A 13,477-nucleotide genomic window follows, 5' to 3' on the forward strand; every position below is an offset into this window, starting at 1 on the left:
TCGGTGACCTTCGCCATGGCGGCTCCGACGTCGGCGACCAGGTCGGCTTCGACAACCTCGAGTACCGTCTGGAACAGATCTTTCTTGCTGTCGAAGTGGTAGTACAGGGCGCCACGGGTGACTCGGGCACGGGTGACGATGTCTTCGATCGAGACGTCACCATAGCCGCGCCGCGCGAATAGGTAACGGCCAGCGTCGACGAGGGCTCGACGCGTCGCGTCCGTGTGGTCCGAGCGCCTGCTGGCCGTCATTTCGACGTCAAGCCCGGCCTCGCATGGTTGTCAACCAGCCACGCCAGGCCGACGGATGCTTGAGTACCTTGATCAACAGTGGGAGCGAGTCGAAATAGCTCACCCGTTCTACGGCCTTGTCGCCACGCAGCAGGAACCGATCGACGACTGGCCACTCGACGACCTCGCGGCCGAGCCGTGCTATCAGCCGGAACTCGATGAACACCACGTCGCCTGCTTGGCTCCACCGGTCAACTTCCCCGTGCAGGTCAGGCAGCAAACCCAGAATCCGGGTGAACTCCCGCTGGGCCGCCGCCAGGCCGTGCCTCGGCGGTGACAGTGGCTGTATCAGGACTACGTCGGGATGAAGGTGATCGGTCAGTCTATCCGGCGACGGCGCCTTCCAGAAGTTGGCGAACCCTTCGACGAATGCGTTGGATGCGCTCATCTGCATGGCCCTTTCGGTGTTTGTTCGATCGACACTCTTACTGCGTAAGCCTGGGGCGAATTCAGCGGACATCGTTGCTTATCGGTAGGAAGCTACAGCCGTCACAGTGGTCTCAGCAGCGGGGGAATACACATTTTGCCCTTCTCTGCGCCACAACTCGGTTGAAGTCATGCCCGGATCGGCATGTTTGGCCACGAACGGAATCGCGACAGCGCCACGGCGTCGAGCCTCGCCATGTGCGTATTCCCTCGCAAGGGAAGCGCCGGTGGCAGGCGTGACAGCCGCGGTCAGTGCACGCCTCAAAGCCGATGAGGCGCGACGGCCTGGGTTCTACGCGGCAGGCTTCGGTCCGCTGCCGCAGGTTCGGGGGAGTACGCTACCCGTCATGGAATTGGCCCTGCAGATCACGCTGATCGTCACGAGCGTGCTGGTGGTGTTGTTAGTACTGCTGCACCGGGCCAAGGGTGGCGGGCTATCGACACTGTTCGGCGGTGGTGTGCAGTCAAGCTTGTCCGGCTCGACGGTGGTGGAGAAGAACCTGGACCGGTTGACGCTGTTCGTTACCGGCATCTGGCTGGTGTCCATCATCGGCGTGGCGTTGCTCATCAAATACCGCTAGCGCTGGTCGGCTACCGCCGACCGGACCGGGGGAAGCGGTAGCTCATTGCCGATTACGACTTGGTGCAGCGCAGGATTCTGCTGACCATGACCGGGCTGGCCAGCGCGCTCAGAAACAGTGGTTAGTCGGCCTGACCGGTCACCCGTGCTTTCCTTGCGCGCCATTGGCGCCGCCGATCCCGTCGGGCACACCGACGCCGCCAGGTCCGCCGGTGCCGCCGTCGCCGCCAAAGCCGGGATTGCCGCCACCTTGGCTGGGCCCGCCGTCACCGCCGTTGCCGCCGGCGCCGCCGTTACCGCCGGCGCCGGTGCCGCCTCCGCCTGCCCCACCCGCGGCGCCGTTGCCGCCGTTGCCGCCGTTGCCGGCTTGGCCTTTGCCGTCGAGGCTTTCGATATAGCCGCCGGTGCCGCCGGTGCCGCCTGCGCCGCCAGCGCCGCCGGCGCCGGCGCTGCTGCCATTGCCGATGGTCAATGCGCTGGCGCCGCCGGTGCCACCGACGCCGCCGTTGCCGCCGGTACCGCCTTTGCCGCCGATCATTGAGCTGCCGCCGCCGGTGCCGCCGGCGCCGCCGTCGCCGCCGGCGCCGCCGGCGCCGGCGCTGCTGCCGCCGATGCCAGCTGTGCCGCCAGTACCACCGGCGCCGCCGGTGCCGCCGTCGCCGCCGATGCCGCCAGCCCCTAGCGCCGTGCCGCCGTCGCCACCTTGGCCAGCGGTGCCGCCGTTGCCGCCGGCGCCGCCATTGCCGAACAGCCGGCCACCAGCCCCACCCGCAGCGCCGTTGCCGCCGTCGCCGCCACGGGCGCCGTTGGCACCGCTGTTAGGACTGTCGCCGGCACCGCCGGCGCCGCCGTCCCCGCCGGTCCCACCGGCGCCGCCGGTGCCGAACATCCCAGCAGCACCACCGGCACCACCGCCACCGCCGTTACCGCCAGGGCTGGCGGGGACGGGGGGGAGGCCGCCGCCGCCGTCGGCGCCGCTGGCGCCAGTACCGCCGTTGCCGCCGGCGCCGCCGTTGCCGCTTAGCCAGCCACCGGCTCCACCGGCGCCGCCGGCTCCACCGGCCGCGCCGGTTCCGGCCGCCGGGCTGTAACCGGCACCGCCGGCCCCGCCGTTACCGAACATTCCGGCATCCCCGCCGTTGCCGCCGTTGGGGTGGGCGGCGTCGCCGGCTCCGCCGTTCCCGCCGTTGCCCCACAGCAACCCGCCGGCCCCACCGTTTTGACCGGGCAGCCCGTCGGCGCCGTTGCCGATCAGCGGACGCCCCAGCAGTGTCTGGGTGGGCGCGTTGATGGCCGCGAGCACCTGTTGTTCGAGGGCCTGCAAGGGGGAGGCGTTGGCGGCCTCGGCGGCGGCATACGAGCCCACGCTCGCGGTTAAGGCCTGCACGAACTGTTGATGAAATCCGGCCATTTGGGCACTGAGCGCCTGATAGTCGCGGGCGTAGCCAGAAAACAACGACGCGATGGCCGCCGACACCTCATCGGCCCCGGCGGCCAGGACACCAGCCGTCGAGGGTGCCGCGGCTCCGTTGGCCGCGCTAAGCGCCGCACCGATGCTCGCCACATCCGCTGCCGCCGCTGACAACATTCCCGGGACTACCATCACGTTCGACATCGCTGCAGTCTAAAACCTGGTGCCATCGTTGCGACGCAAAACAATCGACATGCTTACCATTTCTGAGCTCAACTAGCTGCTAGGTTGCCGCACTAGACTGCGGCAAATGCAGGTCTATACGTCGGCAACGCACTGGGGCGTGTTCACCGCTCGGGTGCACGGCGGCGACATTGCGGCCGTGGCCGCGCTCGCCAGTGACACCAACCCGGCTCCGCAGCTGCAAAACCTGCCCGGCGCGGTACGTCACCGCAGCCGCATCGCCAACCCCGCCGTACGGCGCGGATGGCTGCAGCATGGCCCGGGGCCCAGCTCGGCTCGCGGCGCCGAAGAGTTCGTGGAGGTCAGCTGGGACGAGTTGATCGAGCTGCTGGCTTCCGAGCTGCGCCGTACCGTCGACCGCTACGGCAACGAGGCGATCTATGGCAGCTCCTACGGCTGGGCCAGCGCCGGACGGTTCCACCACGCGCAAAGCCAGGTGCACCGGTTCCTCAACATGCTCGGCGGGTACACCGCATCCCGGCACAGCTACAGCGCCGGCGCGTCCGAAGTGATCTTCCCGCATATCGTCGGCGCGGCCCTGTTCGAAGCCCTGGCCGAGACCACGACCTGGGATGTCATCGTCGACCACACCGCGCTGTTGGTGGCGTTCGGCGGATTGCCGGTGAAGAACACCGCGGTGATGCCCGGCGGTACCACCGCTCATCCGGACCGCGACTACGTCGGCCGGTACCGGGCTCGCGGCGGTCGGCTGGTGTCGGTCAGCCCGCTACGTGACGACATCACCGCGATCGCCGGTCCGCTCGACGATCGATGTCGCTGGCTTGCGCCGGTGCCTGGCACCGATGTGGCGATCATGCTCGGGCTGGCATACGTGCTGGCCACCGAGTCGCTGGCCGATCGCGCGTTCCTTGGCAGCTATTGCACCGGCTACGAACGCTTCGAGCGCTACCTGCTGGGCCTGGATGATGGGATTCCCAAGACACCCGAATGGGCCGCCGCGCTGTCCGGGCTCGCCGCCGGCGATCTGCGAGATCTGGCCCGCCGGATGGCCGAGCACCGGACTCTGATCACCACCAGTCTGTCGTTACAGCGGATAGAGCACGGCGAGCAGACCGTGTGGATGGCCGCGACCCTAGCGGCGATGCTGGGCCAGATCGGGCTTCCCGGAGGGGGTTTCGGTCACGGCTACAGCAGCAACGGCGTCGGCAACCCGCCGTTGGCGTGCGGCCTGCCGGCATTGCCGCAAGGCAACAATCCGGTGTCGACGTTCATTCCGGTGGCGGCGATCAGTGAGCTGCTGCAGCGGCCCGGCCAGCGGCTGGCCTACAACGGCCGATTGCTGGAGCTGCCCGACATCAAGTGCGTCTACTGGGCCGGTGGAAATCCGTTCCACCACCACCAGAACCTGCCGCGGCTGCGTCGTGCACTGTCTCGGGTAGACACGATCGTGGTACACGAACAGTATTGGACCGCGATGGCCAAACACGCCGACATTGTGGTGCCAACCACCACCAGTTTCGAGCGCGACGACTTCGCCGCCAGCAAGACCAATCCCACCTTGATCGCAATGCCTGCGATGGTGCCGCCGTATGCCAACGCCCGCGACGACTACCACACGTTCTCCGCGTTGGCCCACCGGCTGGGGTTCGGCAAGCAATTCACCGAGGGCCGCAGCGCGCGCGAGTGGCTCGAGCACATGTACGACAAGTGGTCGGCCGAGCTGGATTTCCCGGTGCCGTCATTCGCCGAATTCTGGCGGACCGGCCGGCTGGAACTACCGACCAGAACCGGTTTGACGTGGCTTGCCGATTTCCGGGCCGACCCGGCGGCCCATCCGTTGGGGACACCCAGCGGGCGGATCGAGATCTTCTCGGACACGCTCGACGCGTTTGCCTTGCCGGACTGTGCCGGGCACCCCACCTGGTATGAACCGTCCGAATGGCTAGGCGGGCCGCGGTCCGCGCTATATCCGCTGCATCTGATCGCCAACCAGCCGCGGACCCGACTGCACAGCCAGCTCGATCACGGCGGCGCCAGCATGGCATCGAAAATCCGTGGACGAGAACCGATCCGGATTCACCCGGATGACGCCGCGGCCCGTGAGCTTACTGACGGCGACATCGTGCGCGTGTTCAACGACCGCGGCGCCTGCCTGGCGGGTGTGGTGATCGACGACGGGCTACGGCCCCAGGTGGTGCAACTGTCCACCGGTGCGTGGTTCGATCCCGCCGATCCGCGCGACCCGGACTCCATGTGCGTGCACGGCAATCCCAATGCGCTGAGCAACGATTCCGGCTCGTCGTCACTGGCCCACGGCAGCACTGGACAGCATGTCTTGGTCCAGATCGAGAGGTTCACCGGCGAACTGCCGCCGGTGCGCGCCCACGAGCCACCGCGGCTGGCTTAGCGCCGGACGTCGACTTGTTGGGCGCGAAACGCCGCAATGGACCGAACGACTCGACGTTCGTGTGCCCTGCCGGTGTCGGCTGCGAGTCGCAGCACGGGTGAGCACCACGTGCGCCACTAGCCCTGAGCGAAGTGTCGCTGCAGCCGACGGTGCCGGTGACCGAAGAGCGCGCGCAACCCTGCCGCGATGAGCGGCGCGGCAAACCTGAGTCCGGCACGCGTCTGGAACGTGATGCGGTCGCGGACAATCGTTTTCGTGTCACCCTCGGGCGTCACGGTGCGTTCGTGCTGCCATTGCCGCATGCTCAGCATCGTCGAATCCTCGCGAAACCGCCGTCCCGGCTCGAGCTCGGCGATGCTGAGCCGGTCATAGTCGAATGGCAACACACCGAACAGTCGCAGCCAGGCACGTCCGATCGGCGCGCCGATCGGCACCGTGTCGACGGTTATCCCTTTCGCGCCGCGAGGCACCGACATCGTCATCCACGGGCGCAACTCATCGTTGATGCCCTCCGGGGTGACGACCCGTTGCCACACCTGCTCGGCAGGCGCGGCGACGACGCTTTGCCGTTCAATGAGCACCGGTTCAGCGTATCCGACCACGCGGCGCGATGGGGCTACGTCTCCCTCGCCTCGGTGGCTGCCTAAAGTCCGTTCCGTCCCGGGTTGAGTTCTGCGATGCAGAGGTGGCAGATCGTCAATGCGGGCGAGAATTTGTTCCGGCCTCTGTTGATGCGGGTGACATCGGAAGGTGTGGGTAAAGGGATCAGCCCGAGATCATGCAATCACTGTCCTGACAACCAGATTCAGCACGGCCTGGTAATCGACAGGATTCTGGGACTATCAGACTCCAGCATCACGGTTCTCACCCGGGCCCAGGTCGAGGCGATGGTCGCGGCGCTGCCGCGAAGCTACTGATTCCGCGCAGCTGCTCTGTCAGGGCCGCTGACCTTTCTCTCGGTCATCGTGGTCGCAGGCGCCGCACTCGGTGTCTTCGGGTGGGGAAGCGCGACCTCGAAGGCCACTGAAACGCCTTACGGAGACGCGACGAACCAAATGCAGACGAATACGGCGAGGCCGGTGGCTACCGGGAGCCTGCCACAGAGGATCGCCCAACCTGCCCAGATCGTTGCCTGGCCGAGGAACATCGGGTTCCGCGAGAACGCGTAGGGACCTCCAGCTCCTCGATGACCCGCCTCAGTTCGTCGGCTCGTGCACGGTCCGGTTTCGGAGCCGGTCCAACACGCCGCGAACCGCGTGCTCGGTGAGCGACAGCGGTGACATCACCGTTTCGCCGAGGCTCACGATGTAGTCGATCCGATCGACGATGGCTTCCACCGGCTCGACCAACACGATGAGCCGTTTCGCGAGCTCGTCCAGGCTGTGCAGGGTACCTTCGAGATGGTCCAGACCGTCCTCCAAGCGCTCCACGGTGCTGTTCAGCTGTGACAGCGAGCTGTTCAGCTCGGCCATGGTCTTACCCAGACCGTCAAGGACGTCTTCGACCTGCTCCACCGTCTTGTCGGCGTTCAATGCGGCCTGGGTGAGGGTTTTCATTCGCCGTCGCACGGGCGCTGGGCGGCCGCTTCTGTCTGCCATGACGGTCATTATGACCCTGACGCGGTTAACCCGGAAGCTTGGCGGCGGCGTCGCGGTCCAGCAGCCAGAGCGTGTTCTGACGCCCGACGGCCCCGGCCGCCGGTACCGAAACCGGATCGGCGCCGCCGATGGCCGCGGCCACGGCGTCGGCCTTACCCGGCCCGGAAACCAGCAGCCACACCTCGCGGGAACGCTGAATCGCCGGCAGGGTCAAGGTGATTCGGCGTGGCGGCGGTTTCGGCGAGTCGTCGACCGCCACCACCATGCGGGTGCTCTCGAGGACGGCGGGGCTGTGCGGGAACAGCGAGTTGATGTGGCCCTCGGGCCCCATGCCCAGCAGGTGGACGTCGAAATTCGGCGCCGGGTCACCTGGTGCGGCACTGGCGGCCAGCACCTGTTCGTAGGCCAGGGCCGCGGCGTCCAGATCGCCGCCGAAGTCACCATCACTGGCGGCCATCGGGTGCACCTGGTTCGATGGAATGTCGACGTGATTGAGCAACGCCCGCCGGGCCTGCTTGAGATTGCGCTCGTCATCGTCTTCGGGAACGTAGCGTTCGTCGCCCCAGAACAGGTGCACCTTGGACCATTCAATCTGCTGTGCTTGGGCGCTGAGGTAGCGCAGAAGCGCAATCCCGTTGCCGCCCCCGGTCAGCACGATCAGCGCCTGCCCTCTGGCCGCCACCGCGGCCCCGATGGCGCCAACCAAGCGCTTACCCGCGGCCGCGACCAGAATGTCGCTATCGGGGAAGATCTCGATGCTACTGCTCACCGGTACTGCACCTTCTTGATTCCCTCGAGCGCGGCGCAGTAGATTTCGTCGGGGTCCAGCCGGCGCAGGTCTTCGGCTAGGCACTCACCGGTTACCCTGCGCGCCAAAGGAACCAGAGCGTCGGGCTTGCCTGTCCGGGTCAGGGTGGCCGTGATTCCCTCCTGGGGACGGCTTAGCACGATGGTCTCGCTGTTGCGCACCAGCTCGACTTTGAGTTCGCCGACCGCCCGTCGCACCGGACCTTCGATCCGGCTGGCTAGCCAGCCGGCTAGGACGTCGAGCGCCGGTTCGGTCTTCAAGCCGGACACCAGCGCCGACTCGATCGGCTCGTGTGGCGGCTGGTCGACGGCCGACGTGAGCAGCGCACGCCAATAGGTGATGCGGCTCCAGGCCAGATCGGTGTCGCCGGCGCCGTAGCCGGCTAGCCGGCTCTTGATGGCCGACAGCGGGTCGATTGCGTTGGTGGCGTCGGTGATGCGCCGAATTGCTAACTTGCCCAACGCATCCTGTGCTGGCACCGCCGGTGCGATGTCGGGCCACCACGCCACCACCGGGATGTCGGGCAGCAGGAAGGGGATAACGACGCTGTCGGCGTGGCCGGCCAGTGGCCCGGACAGCCGCAGCACCACAAACTCGCCGGCGCCGGCGTCAGCGCCGACCCGCAGTTGTGCGTCCAGCCGCGGTCTGTCGGCGTACGGATCGCCCCGCATCGTTACGATGATGCGGCTGGGATGCTCATGGCTGGCGTCGTTGGCCGCCTCGATGGACTCTTCCAGCATGGCTTCGCTGTCCGGCGCAATGATGAGCGTGAGTACCCGGCCCATCGCGACGGCGCCGATCTTTTCGCGCAGCTCGTCGAGCTTCTTGTTGACCGCGGTGGTGGTGGTGTCGGGCAAGTCGACAATCATCTGCGCCGCTCCTCCTCATCGCTTCGCTCTGCATCGTCGCCGGCGCGGATCACTATGGCCGCCGCCATTCCCGGCCGGTGCGGCGCAGCATCTCCAAGGATGATTCCGGACCCCAGGTACCTGCCTCGTAGGCGTCGGGCGTCCCGTGTGCCGCCCAATGTTCCAACGCTGGATCGAGGATCTCCCACGCCAGTTCGACCTCCGCGTTGACCGGAAACAGCGAGGGCTCGCCGAGCAGGACGTCGAGGATGAGCCGCTCGTAGGCCTCCGGTGAATCTTCGGCGAATGCCGAGCCGTAGGAGAAGTCCATGTTGACGTCGCGGACTTCCATGGCGGTGCCCGGCACCTTGGAGCCGAACCGCAATGTGACACCTTCGTCGGGCTGCACGCGGATGACCATCGCGTTGGTGCCCAGCTCGTCGGTCATGGTGGCGTCGAACGGCAGATGCGGCGCCCGCTTGAAGACCAGAGCGATCTCGGTCACCCGGCGGCCCAATCGTTTTCCCGTTCGCAGATAGAACGGCACGCCGGCCCACCGGCGCGTATCGACTTCCAGGGTGATAGCGGCGAAGGTTTCGGTGGTGGAGTCCTCGGCGAACCCCTCCTCGTCGAGCAGCCCAACCACCTTCTCCCCGCCTTGCCAGCCGGCGGCGTACTGGCCGCGGCTGGTGGTCTGGTCGAGTGGCTCGGCAAGGCGGGTGGCCGAGAGCACCTTGATCTTCTCGGCCTGCAACGCTGCCGGGTGGAAGCTGACCGGCTCCTCCATCGCGGTCAGCGCCAGCAGCTGCATGAGATGGTTCTGGATGACATCGCGGGCCGCGCCGATGCCGTCGTAATAGCCCGCGCGCCCGCCCAGGCCGATGTCTTCGGCCATGGTGATCTGTACGTGGTCGACGTAGTGCGCATTCCAGATCGGGTCGAACAGCTGGTTGGCGAACCGCAGCGCCAGGATGTTCTGCACCGTCTCTTTGCCCAGGTAGTGGTCGATGCGGAAGACCGCTTCCTCCGGGAAGACCGCGTTGACCGCCTTGTTCAGCTCGCGTGCGCTGGCCAGGTCGTGGCCGAACGGCTTCTCTATCACGACTCGGCTCCACCGGTCGCCTTGCGGGCGGGCCAGGCCGGACTTGTGCAGCTGCTCACACACCACCGGGAAGGATTTGGGCGGGATCGCCAGGTAGAAGGCGTGGTTGCCGCCGGTGCCGCGCTCGGCGTCGAGCTTCTCCAGCGTCTCGGCGAGTTGGGCGAACGCGTCGTCGTCGTCGAAAGTGCCTGGCACAAAACGGAATCCCTCGGCCAGCCGGTCCCAGTTCTGTTGCCGAAACGGTGTTCGGCAGTGCTCTTGGACGGCGTTGTACACCACTTGACCGAAATCCTGGGTGCTCCAGTCTCGGCGGGCAAACCCCACCAGCGAGAATGTGGGCGGCAGCAGGCCGCGGTTGGCCAAATCGTAGACGGCCGGCATCACCTTCTTGCGGGCCAGGTCGCCGGTGACGCCGAAAATCACCATGCCGCACGGGCCGGCGATTCTGGGTAATCGCTTGTCCCGCTTGTCTCGTAGCGGGTTGCGCCACGACGCCGCGGCGTGGGCCGGTTTCATTGGGCAGCGGTGTCGAGATGCGCCCGGGTTTCCTGGAGTAGCTCGTTCCAGGAGGCCTCGAACTTCCGCACGCCTTCCTCCTCGAGGACGGCAAACACGTCGGTGAGGTCGATGCCGATCGCCCCCAGCTGGTCGAACACCGCCTGGGCATCGGATGCGGCTGCGGTGACCGTGTCGCCTTGGATCACGCCATGATCAGCGACGGCGTCAATTGTCTTTTCCGGCATAGTGTTCACGGTGTGTGGGGCGACCAACTCGGTGACGTAGAGGGTGTCCGAGTAATCGGGGTTCTTCACGCCGGTGGAAGCCCACAACGGGCGCTGGACCCGGGCGCCGTCGACCTTGAGGGACCGATAACGATCGCTGTCTTCGAAGACCTCCCGGTAGGCGGCATAGGCCAGGCGGGCATTGGCGACACCGGCCTGGCCGCGCAGTTCGAGCGCTTGCCGCGAGCCGATTCTGTCCAGCCGCTTGTCGATTTCGGTGTCCACCCGGGAGACGAAAAACGATGCCACCGAATGGATCTTGGACAGGCTGTGTCCGGCTTGCCGGGCCTTTTCCATCCCGGTCAGGTAGGCGTCCATCACCTCGCGGTACCGCTGCACGGAGAAGATCAGCGTAACGTTGACCGAAATCCCTTCCGCCAGAACGGCACTGATGGCGGGCAGACCGGCCTTAGTGGCCGGGATCTTGATGAAAAGGTTCGGCCGGTCGACGATCTTCCACAGCTCGATTGCCTGTTGGATCGTTTTTTCGGTTTCGTGTGCCAGCCGCGGGTCGACCTCGATCGACACCCGGCCGTCGACCCCGTCGGAGTCCTCCCACTGGGGGACCAGCACGTCGCACGCGCTGCGCACGTCGTCAGTGGTGACGGTGCGGATGGTGGCATCCACGTCGGCGCCGCGCGCGGCCAGCTCGGCGATCTGGGCGTCGTAGGTGTGGCCCTCCGACAGCGCCTTCTGAAAGATCGACGGGTTGGTGGTCACCCCGACGACGCTCTTGGTGTCGATCAGCTCCTGCAGATTGCCCGAGCGCAGCCGGTCCCGCGACAGGTCATCCAGCCACACCGATACCCCCGCGGCGCTCAATGCGGCCAGGTTGGGGTTCTGAGCGGTCATCGGTAATCACCCTTCCTCAGTTATCCAGCGCTCGTTCGGCGGCGGCGGCCACGGCCTCGGCAGTGAAGCCGTACTCGCGGAACAAGGTCTTGTGGTCCGCGGATTCGCCGTAGTGCTCGATCGAGACGATCTCGCCCGTGTCGCCAACCAGCTGGTGCCAGCATTGCGCGACGCCGGCTTCGACGGCCACCCGCGCCGACACCGTCGGGGGCAGCACCGCGTCGCGGTACTCGTAGGGTTGGGCCTCGAACCACTCCAGGCACGGCATCGACACCACCCGAGCGAGGATGTCGTTGTCGGCCAACAACGTCTGCGCCGCGACCGCCAGCTGCACCTCCGAGCCGGTGGCGATGAGAATGACGTCGGGTTCCTCGCCCGGTTGCAGGCCAGGGGCGTCACTCAGCACGTACCCGCCGCGGGCAACCCCCTCGGCGTCGGTGCCGTCCAGCACCGGCACACCTTGGCGGGTCAGGATCAACCCGACGGGCCCGTTGCCGTTGCCGCGGGCCAGGATTGTGCGCCAGGCGTAGGCCGTCTCGTTGGCGTCCGCCGGGCGCACCACCGACAGCCGGGGGATCGCGCGCAGCGCCGAGAGGTGCTCGATCGGCTGGTGGGTGGGCCCGTCTTCGCCGAGCCCGATCGAGTCGTGCGTCCACACGTAGATGGTGTCGATGTCCATCAGCGACGCCAGCCGCACCGCGGGGCGCATGTAGTCGGAGAACTGCAGGAAGGTGCCGCCGTAGGCTCGGGTGGGGCCGTGCAGCACGATGCCGGACAGGATGGCGCCCATCGCGTGCTCGCGAACACCGAAGTGCAGGGTGCGACCATACCAGTGCGCGGTGTATTCCTTGGTGGAAATCGAGGGCGGGCCAAAGGAATCGGCGCCCTTTATCGTTGTGTTGTTGCTGCCCGCCAGGTCGGCCGAACCGCCCCACAACTCGGGCAGTTTCGGCCCGAGCGCGGACAGCACCGCACCCGAGGCCGCGCGGGTGGCCAGCGCCTTGGACCCCGGTTCCCAGTGGGGCAAGTCGGCGTCCCAGCCGTCGGGCAACTTCTGCGCGAGCAGCCGGTCCAGCAGCGCCTTGCGCTCGGGTTCACGCCGCGCCCAGGCATCGAATTCGAGCTGCCATTGGTCGTGGGCCTGTTTGCCGCGGGCCACCAGCCCTCGGGTGTGGGTGAGGACGTCCTCGCGGACCTGGAACGTCTTGTCCGGATCGAAGCCGAGGATCTTCTTGACTGCGGCCACCTCGTCGTCGCCCAGGGCCGCGCCGTGCGCCTTGCCGGTGTCCATCAGGTTCGGCGCCGGATAGCCGATGACGGTGCGCAGCGCGATGAACGAGGGCCGGTCGGTGACCGCCTGCGCGTTGGCGATGGCCTCCTCGATGCCGACGACGTTCTCACCGCCCTCAACCTCCTGCACGTGCCAGCCATAGGCGCGGTAGCGGGCCGCGGTGTCCTCACACAGCGCGATGTTGGTGTCGTCCTCGATCGAGATCTGGTTGCGGTCATAGAACACGATGAGGTTGCCCAGTTGCTGGACCGCGGCCAGCGACGACGCCTCCGAGGTCACCCCTTCTTCAATGTCACCGTCGGAGGCGACGACGTAGATGTAGTGGTCGAAGGGGCTGGCGCCCGGTTCGGCGTCCGGGTCGAACAGGCCGCGCTCGTAGCGCGAGGCCATCGCCATCCCGACCGCCGACGCCAGGCCCTGCCCCAGCGGGCCGGTGGTGATCTCAACGCCGGGGGTGTGGCGGAACTCCGGGTGTCCGGGGGTCTTGGATCCCCAGGTGCGCAACGACTCAATGTCGGACAGTTCCAGGCCGAAGCCGCCGAGGTAGAGCTGGATGTAGAGGGTCAGGCTGCTGTGCCCGGCCGAGAGCACGAACCGGTCGCGGCCCAGCCAGTGTGTGTCGCTGGGATCGTGGCGCATTGTCCGCTGAAACAGCGTGTAAGCCAACGGAGCTAGGCTCATCGCCGTTCCAGGATGACCGTTGCCGACCTTTTGGACGGCATCGGCGGCCAGGACCCGGATGGTGTCGACGGCAGCCGAATCGATCTCGGTCCAGTCGTCGGGATGGCGCGGTTGGGTAAGCGCGGAGATCTCTTCGAGTGTGGTCACAAATTCAGTCCTCGAGTCAGCAAGATGATCAGTCCTCACCCTAGTGCGGG

General features: G+C 66.9%; 12 protein-coding genes and 2 pseudogenes. 3 read left to right on the plus strand and 11 right to left on the minus strand.

Annotated features, from left to right (window positions below; translation table 11 throughout):
• Positions 1-128 precede the first annotated feature (128 nt).
• Positions 129-251, minus strand: a pseudogene (locus MCAN_RS24105) (TetR/AcrR family transcriptional regulator); the annotation flags it as partial.
• Between the two features lie 7 nt (positions 252-258).
• Positions 259-684, minus strand: coding sequence for a nuclear transport factor 2 family protein (locus MCAN_RS07655; protein WP_014000767.1), 426 nt, complete (start codon positions 682-684; stop codon positions 259-261).
• Between the two features lie 379 nt (positions 685-1,063).
• Between MCAN_RS07655 and secG the strand changes: the two genes are divergently transcribed.
• Positions 1,064-1,297, plus strand: a complete 234-nt coding sequence (gene secG / locus MCAN_RS07660; protein ID WP_003407407.1) for a preprotein translocase subunit SecG — start codon at positions 1,064-1,066, stop codon at positions 1,295-1,297.
• A gap of 138 nt (positions 1,298-1,435) precedes the next feature.
• On the opposite strand, the gene MCAN_RS07665 is transcribed toward secG, so the two are convergent.
• A complete protein-coding gene (locus MCAN_RS07665) occupies positions 1,436-2,911 on the minus strand; it encodes a PE family protein (RefSeq protein WP_014000768.1) in 1,476 nt (491 codons plus the stop codon).
• A 106-nt stretch (positions 2,912-3,017) separates the two neighbouring features.
• On the opposite strand from MCAN_RS07665, the gene MCAN_RS07670 reads away from it, so the two are divergent.
• Complete coding sequence (locus MCAN_RS07670) at positions 3,018-5,318, plus strand: molybdopterin guanine dinucleotide-containing S/N-oxide reductase (RefSeq protein WP_014000769.1); 2,301 nt, start codon at positions 3,018-3,020, stop codon at positions 5,316-5,318.
• A gap of 116 nt (positions 5,319-5,434) precedes the next feature.
• Here MCAN_RS07670 and MCAN_RS07675 read toward each other — a convergent pair whose 3' ends face one another.
• Positions 5,435-5,899 carry a hypothetical protein gene (locus MCAN_RS07675; protein WP_041179874.1) on the minus strand — a complete coding sequence of 155 codons (465 nt, stop codon included), beginning with the start codon at positions 5,897-5,899 and terminating at the stop codon, positions 5,435-5,437.
• Positions 5,900-5,995: 96 nt separating this feature from the next.
• On the opposite strand from MCAN_RS07675, the gene MCAN_RS23955 reads away from it, so the two are divergent.
• Positions 5,996-6,235: a hypothetical protein gene (locus MCAN_RS23955; protein WP_003407426.1), complete on the plus strand. Its 240-nt coding sequence runs from the start codon at positions 5,996-5,998 to the stop codon at positions 6,233-6,235.
• Positions 6,236-6,351: 116 nt separating this feature from the next.
• Here the strand turns inward: MCAN_RS23955 and MCAN_RS24110 are convergent.
• The 7 genes and pseudogenes from MCAN_RS24110 to tkt form a co-directional block, all read right to left on the minus strand.
• A pseudogene (locus tag MCAN_RS24110) lies at positions 6,352-6,498 on the minus strand (methyltransferase); the annotation flags it as partial.
• Positions 6,499-6,514: 16 nt separating this feature from the next.
• Positions 6,515-6,925 (minus strand): hypothetical protein, encoded by a 411-nt coding sequence (locus MCAN_RS07690; protein ID WP_014000771.1) that lies wholly within the window; start codon positions 6,923-6,925, stop codon positions 6,515-6,517.
• A 16-nt stretch (positions 6,926-6,941) separates the two neighbouring features.
• Positions 6,942-7,685 carry a 6-phosphogluconolactonase gene (gene pgl, locus MCAN_RS07695; RefSeq protein WP_014000772.1) on the minus strand — a complete coding sequence of 248 codons (744 nt, stop codon included), beginning with the start codon at positions 7,683-7,685 and terminating at the stop codon, positions 6,942-6,944.
• Positions 7,682-8,593, minus strand: a complete 912-nt coding sequence (gene opcA / locus MCAN_RS07700) for a glucose-6-phosphate dehydrogenase assembly protein OpcA (RefSeq protein WP_003407437.1) — start codon at positions 8,591-8,593, stop codon at positions 7,682-7,684. Before opcA ends, pgl begins: the two co-directional genes overlap by 4 nt.
• 52 nt (positions 8,594-8,645) lie before the next feature.
• The gene (zwf, locus tag MCAN_RS07705) at positions 8,646-10,190 is read right to left on the minus strand and encodes a glucose-6-phosphate dehydrogenase (RefSeq protein WP_014000773.1); all 1,545 of its coding nucleotides are present in this window, start codon (positions 10,188-10,190) and stop codon (positions 8,646-8,648) included.
• The gene (gene tal / locus MCAN_RS07710; protein ID WP_014000774.1) at positions 10,187-11,308 is read right to left on the minus strand and encodes a transaldolase; all 1,122 of its coding nucleotides are present in this window, start codon (positions 11,306-11,308) and stop codon (positions 10,187-10,189) included. The genes zwf and tal overlap by 4 nt, the downstream gene beginning before the upstream one ends.
• A gap of 16 nt (positions 11,309-11,324) precedes the next feature.
• Complete coding sequence (tkt, locus tag MCAN_RS07715; protein ID WP_014000775.1) at positions 11,325-13,427, minus strand: transketolase; 2,103 nt, start codon at positions 13,425-13,427, stop codon at positions 11,325-11,327.
• Between the last annotated feature and the right edge of the window lie 50 nt (positions 13,428-13,477).

This window comes from Mycobacterium canetti CIPT 140010059, assembly GCF_000253375.1.
Taxonomy (GTDB): Bacteria; Actinomycetota; Actinomycetes; order Mycobacteriales; family Mycobacteriaceae; genus Mycobacterium; species Mycobacterium tuberculosis.